A 21,496-nucleotide genomic window follows, 5' to 3' on the forward strand; every position below is an offset into this window, starting at 1 on the left:
TTCCCGCCGCCTCACTGGGGTGTGGGGGGGTCGGCCTCCCCCTCCGCCCCCCCCCCCCCGCGGCCTGGTGTGCCTGCACGCCACCGACCCGGCCACCGTCTACCTGTCCGCGCGGGCCCGGGTGGACGGGATGACGGTCGGTGACCTGGATCGGGCGCTGTACGAGGAGCGGTCGCTGGTCCGGCACCTCGCGATGCGCCGCACCCAATTCGTCTTCCCGCGCGAGACGCTGCCCGCCGCGCAGGCCGGGGCGAGCGGCCGGGTCGCCGACCGGGAACGCCGCAGCCTCGTCCGCGATGTGGAGAAGGCGGGGCTGTTCGGCGACGGCGCCCGATGGTTGGACGAGGCGGGTGCCGCGGTGCTCGCCGCGCTCGCCGACGGCGCCGGGCCGGTGTCCTACCGCGAGCTCAAGGCGGCGATTCCGGTGCTCGCCGGGGCCATCGTGCACGGGGAGGGCAAGAGCTGGGGCGGGAAGATGTCGATCGGGCCGCGCGTCCTGACCGTGCTGTCCGCGGAGGGCCTCGTCGTGCGCGCTGGCAACGACGGGTCCTGGTGGACGTCCCGAAACCGCTGGGCAACAACGGAATCGTGGCTCGGGTCGCGGATCGCGTCGGTCCCCGAGGGGGACGGCACCGCGCGCCTGGTCGCCGAATGGCTGCGCGCGTTCGGGCCGGGCACCGAGGCCGACCTGAAGTGGTGGCTGGGTTCGACCCTGACGGCCGTGCGGCAGGCGCTGTCGGTGCTGGACGTCGCCCGGGTGGACCTCGACGGCGGGGTGGGCTACCTGCTCGCGGACGACCTGGCGCCCGTCGGGGCGGTCGAGCCGTGGGCCGCGCTGCTGCCGGGTCTGGACCCGACGACGATGGGGTGGCGCGAGCGCGACTGGTACCTGGGGTCCTACCAGCAGCCGCTGTTCGACAGTGTCGGCAACGCCGGACCCACCGCGTGGTGGGACGGGCGGATCGTCGGCGGCTGGTGGCAGGACGAGGCGGGTCGGGTGGTGGTGCACCTGCTCGAGGACGTCGGAGTCGAGGCCGAGCGGGCGCTCGCCGCGGAGGCCGACGCGCTCACCGAATGGCTGGGCGGGGTCCGGGTGATGCTGCGCTTCCCGTCCCCGCTGTCCAAGCAGTTCGCCTGACCGGCTGCCGTTCCGGGCATCGGCGGTGCCCGGAACGGCGGCGTGCTACCGCGCGTCCTGGTCGGCCTTGGTCAGGATCAGGTACTGCGCCGAGATCTGCCGGTAGACGTCGGTGCGGTCATCGAGGCCGCTTGCCTCCCCGATGTAGCGGCCCACCTGGACCGAGCAGGAGTACTGGTCGGCGCTCTGCGTGGTCTTGGTCAGGCAGCTGGCGTTCGGCAGGCCCGCCGGGCTGGGGATCGTCGTCCACCCGTTGGACCGGCTCAGGCCGTCGAATTCGGTGAGCATCGCGGCGGCGTCGTCCGGGGTCGACGCCCGGTACACCGTCGTCTTGTAGATCGCGTTGTGCTCGGAGCCGTGCTTGGACAGGGTCCGGTACATCTCGGCGGGGGAGGCGTAGAAGTGCGACATGCCGCGCGGGCCGTACACGCCGCGGTCCGCGTCGCCGGCAGGCGCGTCCGCCGCCGCCGGGATCGCATAGATCAGGATGTCGTTCTGGTCGACCTCCAGCTGGGGGCGCTCGCCACCGTTCTGGGACCGGGTGGGGGTCCGCGGGAACCGGTCGATCAGCGGTCCCTGCAGCTCCACGATGCGGGCGAGGGTCGCTTCCACCTCGTCGGCCCGGTCCTGCGGCGCGCTCGCCCAGGAGTAGAGGACGTACTCGCCGTGCGGGGTGAACGCCGCGAGCTCGACCTCGCCGGCCACCGCGGTGCTGCTGATGCCGTGCGAGTCCGGCAGGCCGGGGATGTCCACGGCCGTGCTCCCCGGGCGCGCTGCGGACGCCTCGGCCATCTGCCCGGCCGCGGCGGCGGCGGCCGCCGGGTCGATGTACCGCATCACCAGGTTCGTCAGGGCCCGTTCCGTCCCGGCCCGATCGCCAGCGGTCGAGGTCCGCGCCGAGGTGACGAAGCCGTAGATCGCGGACGAGGCGTTCGCGGGGACCTCGTAGACGCTCTCGTCGAGGGTGCCCTTGAGCATCTTGTAGTTGCGGACCACGAACGTCGGGAGGGTCGGATCGTTGAACTCCGGGTCGACCTCCCACGGGGCGACGACGAACTCGGCCATCCGCTGACCGTCGACCGGCGCCACCTCCTCCGGGGTCGCGTTGCCGAACGCGGGAGCCGGGTCGGTGGGGTAGTCGCCGGTGTCCAGCGCCGCCGGATCCACCTCGGCCGTTGCGGTCTCGGCGGTCGCGGTGGTCTCCTCCGACTGCGGGTCCGTCGCCTCGGTGCCTCCGCATCCGGCGACCGCCCCGACGGTCACGGCCGCCGCCACGATCAGCTTGCATCCTCGAAGTCGCACTGCGCTGTCCCCTCTGGGTGTCGATGTCCACCCGGCCGGGTGGTTGGGTCTCGCAACGTTGGATGCGGCCGGGCGGCGAAATGTTCCCGGCGGCCGCGGTCAGCGCGCTAGCGCCCACGTCCGGGCCCCCTCGGAACGGCCGTTAGTGTAAGTGCGCAGCTGGCAGCCGGGCGGACGAGGGGGAATCGTGGGTGGTGTCGACTCCGCTCCAACGCCGGAGCGTGTGGCGGAGGTTGTTGCCGCGGCGGGGAAGGTGCTCCGCGCGTACGGCCTCGACGAGCTCGCCGACCTCGCAACGAGGAAGAACGACCCGGACCGGCAGCACCGGACGGTGGTCGTCGTCGGCGAGGTCAACCGCGGCAAAAGCTCGCTGGTCAACGCGCTGGTGGGGCGGCGGAACCTGTGTCCGGTTGGCGTGGACACCACCTCGTCGGTCACGGTGAGCGTCGTCCCCGACGTCGACGGCGAGGACGGGACGGCGACGCTGCTGACCCCCGGCGGGGGACGGCGGATCCCGGTCGCCGAGTTGGATCGGTGGGTGACCGTGGACGGTGCGGGGGTCCGCGATCCCGACGCGGAGTCGCTGCCCACCGCGGCGGTGGTGCCACTGGCCGGGCATGCGCTCGGCGACGTCTCCGTCATCGACACCCCCGGCGTCGGTGGCCTCGAACCCGGCCTGGCGGCGTTGGCGACCCAGACCTCCGCGCAGGCGTGCGTGCTGGTGCTGGTGTGTGATGCGTCCAGCCCGCTGACTGCGCCGGAGATGGCCTTCGCGAGGGAGGCGGCCGCGTCCGTCGACGCGTTGGTGGTCGCGGTGACGAAGACCGACAAGAACCTGCGCCGCTGGCGGCCGATCGTCGCCGAGAACGAGCGGCTGCTGCGCGAACACCTGCAGCGGGCGGTGCCCGTCATCGGGGTGTCCAGCCTGCGGGGTGTCCTCGCCGCCGACGACCCCGACCCGGCACGACGCGCGCACCTCGAGCAGGTCAGCGGAATCGGCTTGCTGCGCAGCGAGATCCATCACCGTCTCGCCGCCGCGTCGGCCCTGCCCGCCGCCGACGCGCTGCGCACCGCATTGGAGGGGCTGCGCACTGTCGCGACCCGGGTGGACGGCGAGTTGGCCGCGGTCGACAATGCGGCCGACCGGTTGCCCGGTCTCACCGCCGAACGCGACCGGCTGACCGAACTGGAGGAGCATTCCCGGCAGTGGGAGCAGTACCTCGCGCGGGACATCACCCTGGTGCGCCAGCAGTCCGCCGACGATCTCGACCGCCGACTCGACGAAATCCGCGACAAGTGGACGACATACGTGAATTCGCATGGCATGCAGGTGTTGCGGCGCAGCCCACAGAAATTTGTCGCCGACATGCAGGCCGACCTGCAGGCGGCGATGGCCGAGACGCTCGCCGGTTTCCTGCAGCGGCTGCACGCGGAGGTGTACCAGCCGCGGCTCGGCGATGACCCGGTGCTGTGGGAGGACCTGTGCGGCCGGATCGTCGACTCCATGCGGGACCGGACGATCGAGTCGCATCAGGTGGCGAGCCGTCGGCAGGGTCTGATCGACCCGGCGCTGCTGACGATGGGCGTGGTGGGGTCGTCGACGCTCGGCGGCCTGATCGGGCTGTCCGCGGTTGTCGGAATCGGTGCGGTGGTCGGGACGGTGTGGGTGGGGGTGAACCTGGGGCACCGCGCGATCCGGTCGGGGAAGGCGAACCTGCTGACCTGGCTGCGGGAAACGATCGGCACCACCAAGGTCACCGTCGGCAGGCTGCTGGACGGCGCGGTCGCGCAGGCACGGCCGGAGATCGTGATCGGCTATCGCAGCCACCTGCGCCGCACCCTGGAGGACCTGCGCCGGACCATCAGCACCGCCGAGCAGGCCGCCTCCTCGGACGAGGCGAGCCGCACGAAAACCCGTGAGCGGCTGCAGAACAACCGCCGGATCGTCGGCAAGCGGATCACCGAACTCGAGGAACTGCTTGCCCAGTCGCCGGTCGGGGCGGTGACCCGATGACGCGGGCGGGCCACGACCCGGTGCACGCGGTCGTGGACGACGGGCTGCGCAGGCTCGCCGCGCTCGGCGGGGATCTCGCCGACCACGCGAACGGTCTCGGCGCGATCCTCTGGTCGCCGCCGCGGGTGGTGATCGTCGGCCGGCTCAAGGCCGGGAAGTCGACGCTCGTGAACGCGCTGATCGGGGCGCCGGTCGCGGAAACCGCCGCGCTGGAGGCGACGAAGGTCGTCACCATCTACCAGGACGGGGCACCGTCCCGGGCCGAGGTGGTCGGACTCGACGGGGTGCGCCGCCCGGTCGCGGTGTCACCCGGCGCCGAGATGGCGTTGCCGATCCCGGCCGCCGAGGTCGGGCACGTGCACCGATGGCTGCCGTCGGCGGCGATCCGGGACGTGACCCTGATCGACACGCCGGGGCTGGCGACGCTGACCGCACCGAACGAGGCGGCGACCCGCCGCGCGCTGATCGACGGTGTCGACCAGACCAGGACCGCCTCCGTCGACGCGGACGCCGCGGTGTTCCTGTTCGACGCGACGCCGCGCGCCGACGAGCTCGAGTTCCTCCGGACGCTGCCGTTCACGCCGCTGAACGTCCTCGGAGTGCTCTCCCGGGCCGACGGATTCGGGGAAGGTGCCCTCGGGCAACAGGATCCACTGGTGCTGGCGAGGTCGCATGCGGCGGAGCTGGGGCGACGACTGGCCAGAACGGCGACGGCGGTGACGCCGATCTCGGGGTTGATGGCGCAGACGGCGTACACCGGCGCGCTCACCGAGCGGGACGCACAGTTGCTCGCGGGCCTTGCCCCGTACCACCCACTGGACCTGGTGGACCTGCTCGACTCCGACGACCCGGCCCCGCTGACCCCCGCGGACCGGGACCGACTGCTCGACCTGCTCGGTGAGTACGGCATCCTGCACGGCCGCGGCGTCGCCCAGTCGGGCGCCGCCGCGCTGGGGGCGTGGCTGGCGGAGCGTTCCGGCGTGGAGGACCTGCGGCGGCTGATGCACGCCTCGATCGGGCGGGTCGCGGTGTGGCACAGGGCGGGACGGATCCTCGACCGCCTCGACCGGCTCGCGTATCAGCATCCGGCGCGGGACCAGATCCGCACCATCGCCCACCAGATGCGGTCGGCGCCCGCGCTGCGGCAGGTGACCCTGCTCGAGGATCTCGCGCGGCTGCTCCAGGTCGATCCCGAGTCGCCGCTGGTCGACGAGGTGCGTGACCTGTTGGCCGGCGACACCGCCTGCGGCAGGCTCGGGTTGGCCGCCGATGCCGACCCGGCGCTGATCCGGGCGACCGCCCAGCAGCGCCTCGCCGACGCCCAGCAGCGGGCCGCGTTCTCCACCCAGTCCGCGGCGGAGGACACCGCGCTGGTGACGGTCATCGCCGCCTACCAGGACATGCTCTCGGCCCGCTGAGGATCCGAACGGATCCTCAGCGGGCCGAGAGGGAATCGGGTGTCAGCCCGCGGGCGCGGGTGCCGGAACCAGTGCCTCCGCGGGTGCCGGAGCAGGGGCCTCGGCGGGGGCGGGCGCCTGCGGGGCGGACCCCGCGACCGGTGCTGCGACGTCGGCGGCCGCGCCGTTGTACGCCCGGAGCACGGTCGTCACCACGCCGGTGACCTCGTTGAAGATCAGCGACCCCTTCTCAAACTCGGCCCGCATGCCGTCCGGCACCGCGTACTCGTCGCTGATCGGGAGGCCGAGCGTGCCCGCGTCGAGCCCGCTCTGCTGCCACGTCTCGTAAATCTTGCCGAGCACCGTCCACACCCCGCCGTTCGGTGACGTCGCGATCACCCCGTTCGCGAACTTCACCAGCAGGTTGCCCGCCTTGGCAGGCAACTCCCCGGTCAGCGCGGCGCCGAGCCGTCCGGTGTCGCCGCCCTCCGCGATCCACTTCTGCGCGATCGGGGACTGATCCGTCAGCTTCAGGATCTCGTCGACGAGGGCGACGACCGAGTCGGCCGATCCGGTGTCGAAGGGCAGGGCACCGCCCGAGGCCGGGGGAGCGGGCGGGGCCGCGTCCGGTGCCGGGTTGGCGGGCGCAGCGGCGAGGACACCCGACCCGCTCGAGGAGCCACCGTCCGGGTTGGCCTTCGCGATGGCCCGGATCTCGTTCATCTTCGTGTACGCGGAGTCGCCGGGGCAGCTGGTGTTGCCGACATCGCGGTGCGCGAAGATGATCGGCAGGTCGACCGCCGCGCCCTGCGGGTACGGCGTGAACTCGGTGCCCTCCGACCACATCGTGGTGCGCCCCTGCGGGTCCAGGCCCGCCTTGGCGAGCCGCCAGCCGAGGAACCGGCCAACCGCGTCGACGGTCGCCTGCGGCGGGCTGACCGTGGAGAAGTCGCCCATCATTGCGATGCCCATGGTGTTCTCGTTGAATCCGCCCGCGTGCGCACCCTGGACGTTGCGATCCAGGCCGCCCGCCCGGCCCTCGAAGATCTGGCCGTACTTGTCGACCAGCACGTTGTATCCGACGTCGCACCAGCCGAGGGTCTGCGCGTGGTACGCGTAGATCGAACGGACGATCCCCGCCGACTCGGCGCGGGTGTAGTCGTTGCTGCCCGCGGTGTGATGCACCGTCGCGCCGCCGAGGCTGTCGTCGTAGGTCGGGCCGTCGCAGCGCAGCGACTCATCGGCCCCCCACTGGGCGCGGGTGATCACTCGCGGGCCGGACCCGCCGACCGAGGTCGCGATGTCGGACAGCGACGCGTCCGCGTCCCCCGATCCCGGCTGGATGAGGACGGCGGTGACCGCGTCCGCCAACGCCTGCGCCGGGTCCTGCGCGCGCAGCGGGGTGCTGACAGCGGCCGGGGCGAATGCGATCGGGTCCTTCGACGGGTCGGTCGGGGTCAGCACGTTCGGCCGGGCGGGATCGGCGGGCTGCGCTGCCCCGGCGGGGGCCGCGTCGGCGGATCCGCTCGGCGTCCCGGCGACCGCCTCCGCGGCCTTGGTGACCAGCACCTGCACCGCGGTCGTGTCACCGACGTACACCGGCTCGGTCCCGGTCTTTCCGCCCGCCGCCCGATCGTTCTTGCCGGTCTCGAGCTGCTCGGTCGCGAACCACGGACCCCACGAGCCGTCGGCAAGCCGGGCCCGGACCTTGGCCGCGGTCGCGCCGAGCTCGGAGGTCAGCGCGATCATGCTGAACGGGGTGTCGCGGACGATCTCCTTGACCGCGGTGCCGAGCTCCTCCGCTGGCGCGGGGGCGCCGTTCTCCGCTGGCGCGGGGGCGACCGGTTCGGCGACATCCGACGGCGCCGACGGCAGCAGCTCGGTCGGCAGGGTGATGGTCTCCGGGAGGGTGATGCCCTCGGGCAGCGGCAGGCCCTGCGGGACGGCGATCTCCGACGGGAGTGGCAGCTTCTTCAGGTCGGACAGGCGCAGGTCGGGCAGATCGAGCCCGGTCAGTTCCTTCACCGGAACGACGATGTCGGGGATCTGGGCGAGTGCGATCTCGGCGATCTGGGTTGGGACCGCGACCGGCGACGAGTCGCTGGTCGAGCGGATGCCCGACGTACTGGACACGCCCCAAACCGCGAACGGGGCGGCGATGGCCACGGCGGCGACCGTCCCCAGGACGATCGACGACTTCGGTCGACGGTGCGGCAAAACGGCTCCCTCGGTTGCTACTGGCGTGTGCGGTCTGCGCCGGCTGCCGGGATGGTGACATCCGACCCGACGGTGTTACTGGTGTTACCAATGTGACAGATGTTGCCAATGCCGAGCACTCTTGCAACACTAGCCACAGATTACCTAAGCCTCAACTTTAGATTGAGACTTTGCTCGATGTCCGGGTGTCGACCGTTCGGCCGACGAGGACCCGGGGACAACTCCGTCGACGAGGAGACCTGGCCATGGCGAAACTCCGTCGCACATCAGCCCCGCGGAGACGATCCGATCGCGGGGGGCGCACCTCCCCGCTCCGTCGGTCGCTGACCCTGGGGGTGGTGCCCGCGCTGGTCGCGGCGGGCGCGGTCGGGACCCTCCTCGTCGACTCCGGGGACCCGGCGGTGATGCCCGTGGTCGCCGCCGACACCCCGTTCACCATCTCCGGCCACGGCCACGGGCACGGCCGCGGCATGGGGCAGTGGGGTGCCTACGGGTACGCCAAGAACGACGGATGGTCCGCCGAGCGGATCGTCGGCCACTACTACGGCGGCACCGAGCTCGGCGACGTCACCGACCGGCGGATCGGGGTCCGGCTCGTCGGGCTGGACGGCAAGGGGCTCGGCGCCTACTCCGATGCCGGGGCGCGGGTGGCGGGCCGGGACGTCGCGCCCGGCGAGGCCGTGCACCTGACCGCGACCCCCGGCGGCGCGGCGGTCGTCGTCACCCAGGGGTGCGACGGCGCGGTCGTGTGGCAGGGCGCAACCGACCATCCATGGGTGGACCCGATCGACCTGTCCCCGGACCGGCCCGCGAACGAACACCTGAAACTGTGCGGCGGCAACACTTTCCGCGGATCGCTCGGCGTCGCGCTCGACGGTGTCGAGTCCCGGGTCCTCAACAACCTCGACCTCGAGGACTACCTCCTCGGGGTGGTGCCGGTGGAGGCAAAGGCCGACTGGGCCGACAGCGGCGGGAAGGAGGCGCTGCGCGCCCAGGCGATCGCCGCCCGCTCCTACGCGGCGGCCGAGCATCGCTATCCCTACGCCGAAACCTGCGACACCCAGGACTGTCAGGTCTACGGCGGGTCGAGCCGGGAGGACGACCGGACCACCGAGGCGGTGCGGACCACCGCGGGCAAGGTGATCACCCGGGGTGGGCAACCCGTCTCCGCCGAGTTCTCCTCGTCCACCGGCGGATACACCTCCGGCGGTGAGTTCGCGGCCGTCGAGGATCGCGGGGACACCCTCTCGCCGACGCACGACTGGACGCAGACCCTCACCGCGGGCGAGATCGGTCGCGCGTTCGGCGTCGGCGACCTGCGGTCGATCACCGTCGTCGGCCGCAACAACCTCGGCGCCGACGGCGGCCGGGTCACCGACCTTGAGGTCGCCGGATCGGGCGGCACCGCCCGGGTGTCCGGTCAGGAGGCGCGGACGAAGCTCGGCCTCAAGTCGGACTGGTTCACCGTCACCGAGGGGCTCGTCGCGCCCGGTGCCGCGCCGGGCCCGGCCCCGGACCTGCCGCCGACCGCGCCCGGCGAACCGCCCGCCCCCACCGAGATCGAGAAGAAGTACGCCGAGATCGGTGGCCCGGCAGGGGCATTGGGTGACCCCATCGGCCCGGAGATGTCTATGCCGGACGAGGCGGGCCGGTTCCGGATGTTCGAGGGCGGCGCGATCGTGTGGACGCCCGCCCTCGGTCCGCAGGTCATCGACGCGAGCGTGGTGATCTCCGAGCTCCCCGGTCTCCCCGGTCTCGGCAGCACCAGCTGACCCAGCCAAGCGGCTGCGCCGCCCGTGCGTGATTTTCACCCCGACCGGGGTGAAAATCACGCACAGTTCGGGGTGGTTGACATATTCGAGCATCTGTCTCACTCTCGACACATGACGACGATGATGTCCGGCAGTGTGGCCTACGTTCCGCCCACGGGGGAGACCTGGCGCGACCCGTTCGGCATGTACGCGGCGCTGCGCGAGCACGACCCGGTCCACCACGTGGTGCCCGCGTCCACCCCGCAGCACGACTACTGGGTGCTGACCCGGCACGCCGACGTGTTCGCCGCCGCCCGCGACCACGAGACCTTCTCGTCGGCGGACGGGCTGACCACCAGCTACGGCGAACTGGACAAGATCGGCCTGCGGGACAATCCGCCGCTGGTGATGCAGGACCCGCCGCAGCACACCGACTTCCGCAAGCTCGTCGCCCGCGGTTTCACGCCGCGTCAGGTCGAGTCGGTGGAGCCTGCGGTGCGGGCCTTCGTGGTCGAGCGCATCGAGGGGTTGCGCGCGGCAGGCGGCGGCGACATCGTCACCGAGCTGTTCAAGCCGCTGCCGTCGATGGTGGTCGCGCACTACCTCGGGGTGCCGGAGGAGGACCGCGGCCGGTTCGACGGCTGGACCGAGGCGATCGTCGCGGCCAACGCGACCGGCGACCCGCTCGCCGCGGCGAACGCGGTCGGCGAGCTGATGGGGTACTTCGGGGAGCTGATCGCCCGCAGGCACGCCGAGGCCGCGACCGGGGAGCTCGGCGACGACACCATCTCCCACCTGGTGTCCGCCGGGATGGGCGCGGACGGCGACCTCTCCGGGCTGCTGTCCATCCTCGGGTTCGCGTTCACGATGGTCACCGGCGGCAACGACACCACCACCGGCATGCTCGGCGGATCGTCCGCGCTGCTCACCCTGCACCGCGACCAGCGGGCGCTGCTCCTTGAGGACCCGTCCCGCATCCCGGACGCCGTCGACGAGCTGCTGCGCCTGACGTCGCCGGTGCAGGGGCTCGCCCGCACCACCACCCGCGACGTCACCCTGCACGGCGTCACCATCCCGGCGGGCCGGAAGACGTTGCTGGTCTACGGTTCCGCGAACCGCGACCAGCGAATGTACGGCGACGACGCGGAGCAGTTGAACGTGCTGCGGGCGCCGCGTCAGATCATGACGTTCAGTCACGGCGGCCACCACTGCCTCGGTGCCGCGGCCGCCCGGATGCAGGCCCGCGTTGCGCTCGAGGAACTCCTCGCCCGGTGCCCCGACTTCGAGGTGGACGTCGACGGAATCGTCTACGCGCCAGGAAACTACGTCCGGCGTCCGCTGCACGTCCCGTTCCGGGTGCGCCCGTGACCTGGCTGCGGGAGGAGCGGTCCGGGATCGCCGCGGAGCGGATCCTGGACGCGGCGGCGGACCTGTTCGTGCGGCGCGGTGTCGCGACCACCGGGATGGCCGAGATTGCCGCCGCCGCGGGATGTTCACGCGCCACCCTGTACCGCCACTTCGACGGTCGCCGCTCGCTGCACCGCGCGTTCGTGCACCGGGAGGCGCGCCGGGTCGGTGAACGCGTCGCCGCCGAGGTCGCCGCCATCCCCGACCCCGAACGCCGGATCGCCGACGCGATTCTCGCCGCCGTCCGGCAGGTGCGGGAAACCCCGACCCTCGCGGTCTGGTTCGCGGTCGAGGACGCCGGGATCGCGTCGGAGTTGGCGAGCACCTCGGAGGTGATCGAGGTGCTCGGCGCGGCCTTCCTCGCCGGCGCGTCCGGCGCCGACGGGACGGATCTGTCGCGGCAGGCACGGTGGGTGGTGCGGGTGATCGTGTCGCTGCTCACCGTTCCCGCGGCGGACGCCGACGAGGAGCGGGCCCTGGTCGAGCAGTTCGTGGTGCCCGCCCTGGCGGCGGGTCAGACCACGGTGCCGAACGCCTGACCGATCGCGAAGGTCACCACCATCGCCAGCGCGCCACCGAGCACCACCCGGGGCACGGCGCGGGCCCGGCGGGATCCTCCGAGTCGGGCACTGATGCTGCCGGTCAGGGCGAGGGCGACCAGCACCGCGACGAACGTGACCGGGATCCGCAGCGGCTGCGGCGTCGCCAGGATCGCGATCAGCGGCAGCATCGCGCCGATCGTGAAGGACACCGCCGACGACCCCGCCGCCTGCCACGGATTCGTCAGGTCGTTCGGATCGATGCCCAACTCCGCGTCGGCGTGCGCGGCGAACGCGTCGTGCGCGGTCAGTTCCTCCGCCACCTGCCGGGCGGTGGCCGGTGCCAGGCCCTTCGCCTCGTACAGGTCCGCAAGCTCCCGCAGCTCGTCCTGCGGGGTGTCCCGCAGTTCGGCGCGTTCCCGCGCGAGCAGTGCCCGTTCGGTGTCCCGTTGGGTGCTCACCGAGACGTACTCGCCGAGCGCCATCGACACCGCGCCCGCCGCGAGCCCGGCGAGGCCTGCGGTGAGGATGGGGCCGCTTTCGGTCGTCGCCGCCGCGACACCCACCACCAGGCCCGCGGTCGAGACGATGCCGTCGTTCGCGCCGAGCACGCCCGCCCGCAGCCAGTTCAGCTTCGCGTACAGGCCCTGAGCAGGTGGCTCGGTGGGCGTCGGGTCGCCGTCGCCGGGTGCGTGCACATCGGTGCTCATGGCCGAAACGCTATCGGCGTCAACGGCATCCGGCCAGCAATGTAAGCCTGCCCGAAGTCCGGCGGATCAGTCGAGGCGCGCGAACGCGGCGTCAAGGCCGTCGAGACCCGCGGCGTCGATCAGAAAGTCCCGCTCCAGGACGGTCCGGAGGGCGGCGGCGTCGTCGATCGGCGAGTGCTCGGTGCTGCCGTCCGCGTGGTGCACGGTCAGCCTGCGACCGGCCAGCGCGTAGCGGCGATCGTCGGTGGCGCGCGCCGCCATCGGCATCGTGACGAACCGCGACTGCGGCCACGTCGACAGGTACCAGTTGGTCGGCTCGTAGTCGATCGGCTGCTGCGGGTGCAGGTCGAAACGGTACGTGGTGCGCCACTCGTCGCCGATCCGGGCCTGCATTGCCCAGTCCCCGTCCAGGTCGACCAGCCGGAACGGCTCGAGCGGGGTGTCCTGCACGGTGTCGCGTTCGAGGCGCAGGGTGCCGGTCAGCGTCATGCCGCCGAAGCCGGTGTCGATCACACGCCGCTCCTCGTCGAGGTCGACGAGCAGCAGCATGTGCGTGCGGCCAGTGATTGCGTGCGGGTCCGGGGACCCCCACAGCACCCGCCCGGCCAGGGCGGTGACCGTATATCCGAGGTCCAGCAGCGCCGCCCGCAGCAGCAGGCCGTGTTCGAAGCAGTAGCCGCCGCGGCCGCCGTCGACGAGCTTCGCCCGCAGGGACGGCAGGTCCAGCCGGTTCGGCACACCCCGGAACGGGTCCAGGTTCTCGAACGGGATCGCGCGGGTGTGCCCGGCCGCGATCGCGTCGAGTGTCGCGCGGGTCGGGGACCGATCGCCGGTGTGGCCGATCCGGGACAGGTAGGCGTCGAGGTCGAGGGTCACGCCCTCACGGTATGCGGCTCCGCCGCCGTGCGTGATTTGTACCCCGGTCGGGGTGAAAATCGCGCACGGGCGGCGGAGCCGCGGCGCCGTTGCGGGCTTCCGATACCCTGGTTGCCCGTGACCTCCGTATCCCCAGACTCCGCGACCTCCGGCCAGTACGACCTGATCATCGTCGGGTCCGGCTTCTTCGGACTCACGATCGCCGAGCGGGCGGCGACCCAACTCGGCAAGCGGGTCCTTGTCCTCGACAGACGGCACCACATCGGCGGCAACGCCTACTCCGAGGCCGAGCCGGAGACCGGCATCGAGGTTCACCAGTACGGGGCGCACCTGTTCCACACCTCGAACAAGCGGGTCTGGGACTACGTCACCCAGTTCACCGACTTCACCAGCTACCAGCACCGCGTCTTCGCGATGCACAAGGGGCAGGCCTACCAGTTCCCGATGGGCCTCGGGCTGGTCTCGCAGTTCTTCGGCAAGTACTTCACCCCGGACGAGGCGCGGGCGCTGATCGCCGAGCAGTCCGCCGAGATCGACAGCAAGGACGCGTCCAACCTCGAGGAGAAGGCGATCTCCCTGATCGGGCGCCCGCTCTACGAGGCGTTCGTCCGGGACTACACCGCCAAGCAGTGGCAGACCGACCCGAAGAACCTGCCCGCAGGCAACATCACCCGCCTTCCGGTGCGCTACACCTTCGACAACCGGTACTTCAACGACACCTACGAGGGTCTGCCCGTCGACGGCTACACCGCGTGGCTGGAGAACATGGCGAAGGACGACCTCATCGAGGTGCGCCTGAACACCGACTGGTTCGACGTCCGCGACGAGCTGCGCGCCGCCAGCCCCGCCGCCCCGATCGTCTACACCGGGCCGCTGGACCGGTACTTCGACTACGCCGACGGCGAGCTGGGCTGGCGCACCCTCGACTTCGAGACCGAGGTGCTGCCGACCGGCGACTTCCAGGGCACCCCGGTGATGAACTACAACGACGCCGACGTCGCGTACACCCGCATCCACGAGTTCCGGCACTTCCACCCCGAACGCGAGTACCCGGCCGACAAGACGGTGATCATGCGGGAGTTCTCCCGGTTCGCCGAGTCCACCGACGAGCCCTACTACCCGATCAACACCCCCGAGGACCGCACCAAGCTCGAGGCCTACCGGCTGCGCGCGAAGGCGGAGACCGAGAACGCGAAGGTGCTGTTCGGTGGCCGCCTCGGCACCTACCAGTACCTGGACATGCACATGGCGATCGCGAGCGCGCTGAGCATGTTCGACAACACGCTGCGCCCGCACCTGGAGTCCGGTGCCCCGCTCGGTGGCGGGGTGGAGGCATGACCCCGAAGCACGTGATGGACCAGGACGCGCTCGTCGACACCCCGGATCTGCTCGGCACGGCGCTGCTGCAGCGGGTGATCCTGCCGCGCGCCGGTGAGCCGCTCGACGTCCGCACCCTCTACCTCGAGGAGTCGCCGACCAATTCCCGTCGGGCGCACTCGCTCTCGCGCACCTCGCTGTCGTTGGGCGCGGAGTCCGAGGTGTCGATGTGCAGCTACTTCAACGCCTTCCCGGCCAGCTACTGGCGGCGCTGGAGCATCCTGACGTCGGTGGTGCTGCGGCTGGAATTGACCGGACACGGCCGCGTCGACGTCTACCGCTCGAAGGCGGACTCGTCGCGAATTCACGTGCAGGGCAAGGAGTTCCGCGGGGATTCGGATCCGACGACCGTGGAGTTCGAGGTGGACCTGGCGCCGTTCGAGGACGGCGGCTGGATCTGGTTCGACATCACCACCGACACCGACGTCGACCTGGTCGCCGCGGGCTGGTACGCGCCGATCGAGGCGCCCGGCGCCGGTCGGGTCGCCCTCGGCATCCCGACGTTCAACCGGCCGACCGACTGCGTGAAGGCGCTGACCGCGCTCGGCTCGGACCCGCTGGTCCTCGACGTGATCGACGCCGTGATCATCCCGGACCAGGGCACCCGCAAGGTCCGCGACGAGCCCGGCTTCGCGGAGGCAGCCGCGGTCCTCGGCGACCGGCTCGCGATCCACGACCAGGCCAATCTCGGCGGCTCCGGCGGCTACAGCCGGGTCATGTACGAGGCGCTGAAGACCACCACCGCCGAGCACATCCTGTTCATGGACGACGACATCGAGATCGAGCCCGACTCGATCCTGCGTGCCCTCGCCCTGTCCCGGTTCGCGAAGTCCCCGATGCTCGTCGGCGGGCAGATGCTGAACCTGCAGGAACGCAGCCACCTGCACACGATGGGCGAGGTGGTGAACCGGTCCATCTTCATGTGGTCCGCCGCCCCGAACGTCGAGTACGACCACGACTTCTCCCGCTACCCGCTCGGCGACCGGGAGAACTCCAAGCTGCTGCACCGGCGCATCGACGTCGACTTCAACGGCTGGTGGATGTGCATGATCCCGCGGGTCGTCGCGGAGGAGATCGGCCAGCCGCTGCCGCTGTTCATCAAGTGGGACGACACCGAGTACGGGCTGCGGGCCCGCGCCGCCGGCTACCCGACGGTGACGATGCCCGGCGCCGCGATCTGGCACATGGCCTGGTCCGACAAGGACGACGCGATCGACTGGCAGGCGTACTTCCACCTGCGCAACCGTCTCGTCGTCGCGGCGCTGCACATGCCGGGCAACGGCCGCGGCATGGTCGTCAACACGGTCAAGGCGACCCTCAAGCACCTGCTGTGCCTCGAGTACTCCACCGTCGCGATCCAGAACCAGGCGATCCGCGACTTCCTCGGCGGCCCGGAGCACATCTTCGACCTGCTGCCGACCGCGCTCGGCCAGGTGCACGCGATGCGCAGGGAGTACCCGGACGCGGTCGTGCTGCCGTCATCGACGGAGCTGCCGCTGCCGTCCGGCGCCGATGTCGGCGCCGTCGGTGACCCCGGCAACCCGCTCGCCAAGCTGGTCCGGCTCGGGAAGGGCCTGGTCCACAATGCGAAGCCGGCGCACGAGGAACACCACGAGCGCCCGCAGCTGAACGTGCCGACCCTCGACGCCCGCTGGTTCCTGCTCTCGCAGGTGGACGGCGTCACCGTCACCACCGCCGACGGTCGCGGCGTCGTCTACCGCAAGCGCGACCCGCGGCAGGCCTGGGGACTGCTCACCGAGGCCATGCGCCTGCGCCGCGAGCTGGCCCGACGGTTCCCCGAACTCAAGGACGAGTACGCCGCCGCGGTGCCGTCGCTGACGAGCAAGGAGAGGTGGGAGCGTGTCTTCGGCATCTGAGGTCAGGATCCTGAACCGGGTCCAGTCCACGATCGGCGCGCGCCCGGAGGTCGTTGCGGCCGCTCGCGGCCTGTCGCACTTCGGTGAACACGCCCTCGGCTGGATCGCGATCGCCGGTGTCGGCGCCGCGCTGGACCGGCCCCGTCGCAGGCAGTGGGCGGGGGTCGCGGTCGGCGCGGTCGGCGCGCACGCCGCGTCCATCGTGATCAAACGGATGGTCCGCAGGCCCCGGCCGAACGACCCGTCCGTCCAGGTCAACGTGTCGACGCCGAGCAAGCTGAGCTTCCCGTCCTCGCATGCGACCTCGACCACCGCCGCCGCGGTGCTGCTCGGTCGGCTGACCGGGCTACCCTTGCCCGCGGTGCTCGTGCCCCCGATGCTGCTGTCGCGGCTGGTGCTGGGCGTGCACTACCCGACCGACGTGCTCGCCGGGTCCGCCCTGGGAGCAGCCTCGGCCGCAGTGGTGCTGCGCGCCGACAGGAAGTGTGGAGAGAGATGAGCGAGCACCCGACCGAGGTCGCCGGACCGCCCAAGTCGCTGCCTGCCGGGATCGTCAAGGCGCTGCGCCCGCGGCAGTGGGTGAAGAACGTCCTGGTGCTCGCGGCGCCGCTGGCGGCGGGCTCGGTCACCGAGCCCGACGTGCTGCTGCCCGTCGCGCTGGCGTTCGTGGTGTTCTGCATGGCCGCGTCCGGCATCTACCTCGTCAACGACGCGATGGACGTCGAGTCGGACCGGCAGCACCCGACGAAACGGTTCCGGCCGATCGCCGCGGGCGTGCTGCCCGTCGGGCTGGCGTACGCGATGGCGGCGGTGCTGCTCGCCGGCTCGATCGGGCTCTCGTTCATCGCGAACTGGCAGCTGGCGGTCGTGATGTCGGTGTACATCGTGATCCAGCTGGCCTACTGCTTCGGACTGAAGAACCAGGCCGTCCTCGACATCTGCATCGTCTCGTCCGGGTTCCTGATCCGGGCGATCGCGGGCGGTGTCGCCGCCGACATCCCGCTGTCGCAGTGGTTCCTGCTGATCATGGCGTTCGGCTCGCTGTTCATGGCGGCGGGCAAGCGGTACGCCGAGCTCAAGCTCGCCGAGGCGACGGGCGCGAAGATCCGCAAGGCGCTGCAGTACTACACGTCCACCTACCTGCGGTTCGTCTGGACGCTGGCCGCCACCGCCGTGGTGATCTGCTACGGACTGTGGGCCTTCGAGCGGGATCAGGCGACCGGGACCAACTGGTTCGCCATCTCGATGATCCCGTTCACGATCGCGATCCTCCGCTACGCCGTCGACATCGACGGCGGCGAGGCCGGTGAGCCCGAGGAGATCGCGCTGCACGACCGGGTGCTGCAGTTCCTCGCGCTCGCGTGGATCGGAGTCGTGGGTGTCGCTGTCTACATCGCCTGACACGGGCCGCGCGGAGGAGATCGCGCCACCCGCCCGCGCCGCGTCGGAGACCGTCGCGGCGCCGGTGGCGCGGCTGGTGTACCTCACTGGGATCGTGGTCACCGGTGCCCTGTTCCTGTGGGGTGCGTGGGAGCGGCGCTGGATCGCCGACGACGGGCTGATCGTGCTGCGCACCGTCCGGAACCTGCTCGCCGGGAACGGGCCGGTGTTCAACGCGGGCGAGCGGGTGGAGGCGAACACCAGCACCCTGTGGACCTACCTGATCTACGCGTTCGGCTGGGTGACGCAGATCCGGCTCGAATACGTGGTGCTGACCCTGGCGCTGGTGCTGTCGGTCGCCGCGGTGGTGCTGGCGATGGTCGGCACCGGAACCCTCTGGCGCGGTGCCGGCCAACGGGGTCGCTCCGCGGGCTCCGCTGCTGCCGCGGGCACCCTGCTGCTGCCCGCGGGCGCGCTGGCCTACGTCGCGGTGCCCCCGGCCCGCGACTTCGCGACCTCCGGCCTGGAGAGTTCCCTGGTCATCTTCTGGATCGCCCTGCTGTGGCTGCTGATGGTGCAGTGGTCCCGCCGCACCCCGACCCCCGGCCGGGTGCTGGTCCTCGCGTTCCTCGCCGGGCTCGGGCCGCTGGTCCGCCCGGAGATGGTTGTCCTCGCGGCGCTGGTGCTGTTGATGCTGGTGCTCAGCCCGGGGACCTGGCGGCTGCGGGCCGCGATCGTCGCGGTCGCTGGCGCGGCCCCGGTCGGCTACCAGATCTGGCGGATGGGCTACTACGGCCTGCCCTATCCGAACACGGCGGTGTCCAAGGACGCGGGCGGCGCCAAGTGGTCGCAGGGCCTGACGTATCTGTGGAATCTCGTCGGACCGTACTGGCTGTGGCTGCCGCTGCTGGTCATCGGCGGCTACGTCGGGTGGCTGGTGTACCGGCGCAGCGGGTTCGCGCTGCCCGGTGACCGGGTCGGCGCGACCGGTCTGGCCCGGCTGCACAGCCCCGCCGCGGTGGTGCTGCTGTTCGTCGGCACCGGACTGCTCCTCGGCGTCTACTCGGTCCGGGTCGGCGGCGACTTCATGCACGGGCGGGTGCTGCTGCCGGTGCTGTTCTGCCTGATCCTGCCGATCGCGGTGCTCCCGGTGCGGGTGCCGCGCCGGGACCAGTGGGGGCGGACACCGGCAACCGCGCTGTTCGCCGCCGGTTCGCTGGCATGGCTGGTGACGATCGGGTGGGCGGTCGTCGCGTCCACCGCGCAGGGCATGCCGAACGGCACCGTCGTCGGGAAATCCGGCATCGTCGACGAGCGCAACTTCTACGTCCTCAACACCGGGCACGAGCACCCGATCCGGGCCGAGGACTACCTCGACTACCCGCGAATGCGCGCCATGGTCGAGACGATCAACAACACTCCCGACGGCGGCCTGCTGCTGCCGTCCGGCTACTACACCTTCTGGGATCTCGTGCCGCCGCCAGCGCCGATCCCGGAGGGCGGCGCCGGTCACACGGTGTTCTTCCTGAATCTCGGCATGACGAGCATGAACGTCGGCCTCAATGTGAAGGTCGTCGACCAGATGGGCCTTGCCTATCCGCTCGCCGCGCACACCGAGCGGCTCGGGGACGGCCGGATCGGGCACGACAAGGCGCTCTACCCGGACTGGGTCGTCGCCGACACCGGGATGGTGGACCGGCATCCGTGGCTGCCGCCGTACCTGGACGAGAACTGGGTCGCGCGGGCCCAGGTCGCGCTCACCTGCCCGGACACCCAGGAGTTGCTGGCCTCGTCGCGCGGGGACCTGACGCGGGCGTTGTTCATCCGCAACGTGAAGCGCGCGTTCCACTACGCGGGCTACCGCATCGACCGGGTTCCGGAGTACGAGATCGCGCGGTGCGGGCTGCAGTTGCCGCCGGAGCTGCCGCGCTGAGACGCGGGCGGGCGAAACCCCGACTAGCGACAAAGGTCACGTTCATGTAACGCTCGTGACCGGAATGCGATGTACAGATAGATGAACTGCCCGGTACCGGCCCCGCGGGGCCGATTTCGGGCGCCGGGGCAGTGGTTGTCAGGTCAGGGACGTTCGCATACGCTGCGGCGAGCGCAGTGTGACCTTGATTCGTTCCACTGCCGGTCCCGCGTGCGTTGGGCCGGCAGAGCCGTGGCTTCGTGCCAGACTTTCGGGCCGCTTCGGCGGATACCGCAGGAGAGAAAGAGAGCAATATTCATGCGTATTGGCAGACCGAGGTTCCAGAACCTCAAGCGACGCCTCCTCGGCCTTTCGGCCGCAGCGCTCGTGCTGCCCGTCACTGCTGGTATTGCGGGTACCGCCGTCGCAGGCGCCGCACCGTCCGTGCACCGCGCACCGGCGGGCGGCTTCGAAGAGGTGATGGTTCCCTCCTCCATGGGTCCGGTCAAGGTGCAGATCCAGTGGGCGAAGCGGGGCGGCGACGCCGCGCTGTACCTGCTCGACGGACTCCGCGCCCGCGACGACCGCAACGCGTGGTCGTTCGAGACCAACGCGCTCGACCAGTTCGCGAACGACAACATCACCCTGGTGATGCCGGTCGGTGGCCAGTCCTCCTTCTACAGCGACTGGATCGCGCCGTCGAACTTCAACGGCCAGAAGACCACCTACAAGTGGGAGACCTTCCTCACCGAGGAGCTCCCGGATTACCTCGCCACCCGTGGCGTTTCGCGCAGCAACAACGGCGTCCTCGGCCTGTCGATGGGCGGCTCCGCTGCCCTGACGCTGGCCGCGTACCACCGCGACCAGTTCAAGTTCGCCAGCTCGCTGTCCGGCTACCTGAACATCTCGGCGCCCGGCATGCGTGAGGCCATCCGCGTCGCGATGCTCGACGCGGGCCGCTTCAACGTGGACTCCATGTGGGGCCCGCCGTGGAGCAAGGCGTGGCTGCGCAACGATCCGTTCGTGTTCGCCCCCAAGCTCGAGGGCCTGTCGCTGTACATCTCGTCGGCGAGCGGTCTGCCGGGTGAGTACGACGCGCCGCGCAAGCCGATCGACTACTACAACACCGCGAACGGCATGGGCCTCGAGGCCCTGGCCCTGGTCAACACCCGCGCCTTCCAGGCGCGGATGGCGACCCTGGGGATCCCGGCGACCTACAGCTTCCCGTCGAACGGCACCCACTCGTGGCCGTACTGGTCGGCGGAGCTGTTCAAGGCCCGCGGCCAGATCCTGGACACCCTGAACGCCTGGTGACCGGATCTCCAACGCGATGACACGGATGCCGCTCTGGCCGCCCACCCGGGCGGTCCGGGCGGCATCCGTCGTTTGACGGACACGTAACAAACGACACACACACCGCGCGTCACAGGCGTCACAGCAGTCCGGTGTGTACTAATGGGCACACGAGTGTTCAGGCGTCACAGCGGTGCGTGCGGGGGTCGGGGACCAGCCGACAGCCGCCGGGTTCCGACGGGGTACCACGCGGAACCGGCCGACAGAGAAAGAGAGTCACCGTCACATGCGACCAGCATCGAGAAA

The 21,496-nt window shown here is 71.1% G+C and carries 16 protein-coding genes; 12 read left to right on the forward strand and 4 right to left on the reverse strand.

The window, feature by feature from the left end:
• Window positions 1–67: 67 nt before the first annotated feature.
• Window positions 68–1,138, forward strand: coding sequence for a winged helix DNA-binding domain-containing protein (locus ACWF62_RS03245; RefSeq protein ID WP_452629401.1), 1,071 nt, complete (start codon window positions 68–70; stop codon window positions 1,136–1,138).
• A 45-nt stretch (window positions 1,139–1,183) separates the two neighbouring features.
• Here ACWF62_RS03245 and ACWF62_RS03250 read toward each other — a convergent pair whose 3' ends face one another.
• Window positions 1,184–2,440 carry a DUF7373 family lipoprotein gene (locus ACWF62_RS03250; protein WP_378507590.1) on the reverse strand — a complete coding sequence of 419 codons (1,257 nt, stop codon included), beginning with the start codon at window positions 2,438–2,440 and terminating at the stop codon, window positions 1,184–1,186.
• A gap of 223 nt (window positions 2,441–2,663) precedes the next feature.
• Between ACWF62_RS03250 and ACWF62_RS03255 the strand changes: the two genes are divergently transcribed.
• Entirely contained in the window at window positions 2,664–4,454 is a 1,791-nt protein-coding gene (locus tag ACWF62_RS03255) for a dynamin family protein (protein WP_452629402.1), read from the forward strand.
• The gene (locus ACWF62_RS03260) at window positions 4,451–5,872 is read left to right on the forward strand and encodes a GTPase (RefSeq protein ID WP_452629403.1); all 1,422 of its coding nucleotides are present in this window, start codon (window positions 4,451–4,453) and stop codon (window positions 5,870–5,872) included. Before ACWF62_RS03255 ends, ACWF62_RS03260 begins: the two co-directional genes overlap by 4 nt.
• Window positions 5,873–5,914: 42 nt before the next feature.
• On the opposite strand, the gene ACWF62_RS03265 is transcribed toward ACWF62_RS03260, so the two are convergent.
• Entirely contained in the window at window positions 5,915–8,068 is a 2,154-nt protein-coding gene (locus tag ACWF62_RS03265; RefSeq protein ID WP_378507593.1) for an N-acetylmuramoyl-L-alanine amidase, read from the reverse strand.
• 245 nt (window positions 8,069–8,313) lie between these two features.
• Here ACWF62_RS03265 and ACWF62_RS03270 point away from each other — a divergent pair, with 245 nt between their 5' ends.
• The 3 genes from ACWF62_RS03270 (at window position 8,314) to ACWF62_RS03280 (ending at window position 11,765) form a co-directional block, all read left to right on the forward strand.
• A complete protein-coding gene (locus ACWF62_RS03270) occupies window positions 8,314–9,840 on the forward strand; it encodes a SpoIID/LytB domain-containing protein (protein ID WP_378507594.1) in 1,527 nt (508 codons plus the stop codon).
• Between the two features lie 111 nt (window positions 9,841–9,951).
• Window positions 9,952–11,187, forward strand: coding sequence for a cytochrome P450 (locus tag ACWF62_RS03275; RefSeq protein ID WP_452629404.1), 1,236 nt, complete (start codon window positions 9,952–9,954; stop codon window positions 11,185–11,187).
• A complete protein-coding gene (locus tag ACWF62_RS03280; RefSeq protein ID WP_378569814.1) occupies window positions 11,184–11,765 on the forward strand; it encodes a TetR/AcrR family transcriptional regulator in 582 nt (193 codons plus the stop codon). Before ACWF62_RS03275 ends, ACWF62_RS03280 begins: the two co-directional genes overlap by 4 nt.
• Here ACWF62_RS03280 and ACWF62_RS03285 read toward each other — a convergent pair.
• Window positions 11,741–12,475 carry a VIT1/CCC1 transporter family protein gene (locus tag ACWF62_RS03285; RefSeq protein WP_378569815.1) on the reverse strand — a complete coding sequence of 245 codons (735 nt, stop codon included), beginning with the start codon at window positions 12,473–12,475 and terminating at the stop codon, window positions 11,741–11,743. The genes ACWF62_RS03280 and ACWF62_RS03285 overlap by 25 nt on opposite strands.
• A 66-nt stretch (window positions 12,476–12,541) precedes the next feature.
• Window positions 12,542–13,351, reverse strand: a complete 810-nt coding sequence (locus ACWF62_RS03290; protein ID WP_452629406.1) for an arylamine N-acetyltransferase family protein — start codon at window positions 13,349–13,351, stop codon at window positions 12,542–12,544.
• A gap of 117 nt (window positions 13,352–13,468) precedes the next feature.
• Here ACWF62_RS03290 and glf point away from each other — a divergent pair, with 117 nt between their 5' ends.
• From glf to ACWF62_RS03320, 6 genes are all read left to right on the forward strand, one after another.
• On the forward strand, window positions 13,469–14,689 hold the full coding sequence (gene glf, locus ACWF62_RS03295) for a UDP-galactopyranose mutase (RefSeq protein WP_452629407.1): 1,221 nt from the start codon (window positions 13,469–13,471) through the stop codon (window positions 14,687–14,689).
• Entirely contained in the window at window positions 14,686–16,605 is a 1,920-nt protein-coding gene (locus tag ACWF62_RS03300) for a glycosyltransferase (protein WP_452629409.1), read from the forward strand. The genes glf and ACWF62_RS03300 overlap by 4 nt, the downstream gene beginning before the upstream one ends.
• Window positions 16,589–17,104 (forward strand): phosphatase PAP2 family protein, encoded by a 516-nt coding sequence (locus tag ACWF62_RS03305; RefSeq protein ID WP_452629411.1) that lies wholly within the window; start codon window positions 16,589–16,591, stop codon window positions 17,102–17,104. The genes ACWF62_RS03300 and ACWF62_RS03305 overlap by 17 nt, the downstream gene beginning before the upstream one ends.
• On the forward strand, window positions 17,101–18,006 hold the full coding sequence (locus ACWF62_RS03310) for a decaprenyl-phosphate phosphoribosyltransferase (RefSeq protein ID WP_378507602.1): 906 nt from the start codon (window positions 17,101–17,103) through the stop codon (window positions 18,004–18,006). Before ACWF62_RS03305 ends, ACWF62_RS03310 begins: the two co-directional genes overlap by 4 nt.
• Window positions 17,984–19,918, forward strand: coding sequence for a flagellar motor control protein ZomB (gene zomB / locus ACWF62_RS03315; protein WP_452629412.1), 1,935 nt, complete (start codon window positions 17,984–17,986; stop codon window positions 19,916–19,918). Before ACWF62_RS03310 ends, zomB begins: the two co-directional genes overlap by 23 nt.
• Before the next feature lie 297 nt (window positions 19,919–20,215).
• Window positions 20,216–21,211 carry an alpha/beta hydrolase gene (locus ACWF62_RS03320; protein WP_378507604.1) on the forward strand — a complete coding sequence of 332 codons (996 nt, stop codon included), beginning with the start codon at window positions 20,216–20,218 and terminating at the stop codon, window positions 21,209–21,211.
• The last annotated feature ends 285 nt before the right edge of the window (window positions 21,212–21,496 follow it).

Source organism: Rhodococcus sp. NPDC054953, from assembly GCF_053609225.1.

Coding starts and splice junctions, on each gene's coding strand:
- ACWF62_RS03260 (WP_452629403.1), top strand. CDS start 4,451: ATGACGCGGGCGGGCCACGACCCGGTGCACGCGGTCGTGGACGACGGG.
- ACWF62_RS03270 (WP_378507594.1), top strand. CDS start 8,314: ATGGCGAAACTCCGTCGCACATCAGCCCCGCGGAGACGATCCGATCGC.
- ACWF62_RS03275 (WP_452629404.1), top strand. CDS start 9,952: ATGACGACGATGATGTCCGGCAGTGTGGCCTACGTTCCGCCCACGGGG.
- ACWF62_RS03285 (WP_378569815.1), bottom strand. CDS start 12,475: ATGAGCACCGATGTGCACGCACCCGGCGACGGCGACCCGACGCCCACC.
- ACWF62_RS03300 (WP_452629409.1), top strand. CDS start 14,686: ATGACCCCGAAGCACGTGATGGACCAGGACGCGCTCGTCGACACCCCG.
- ACWF62_RS03310 (WP_378507602.1), top strand. CDS start 17,101: ATGAGCGAGCACCCGACCGAGGTCGCCGGACCGCCCAAGTCGCTGCCT.
- ACWF62_RS03320 (WP_378507604.1), top strand. CDS start 20,216: ATGCGTATTGGCAGACCGAGGTTCCAGAACCTCAAGCGACGCCTCCTC.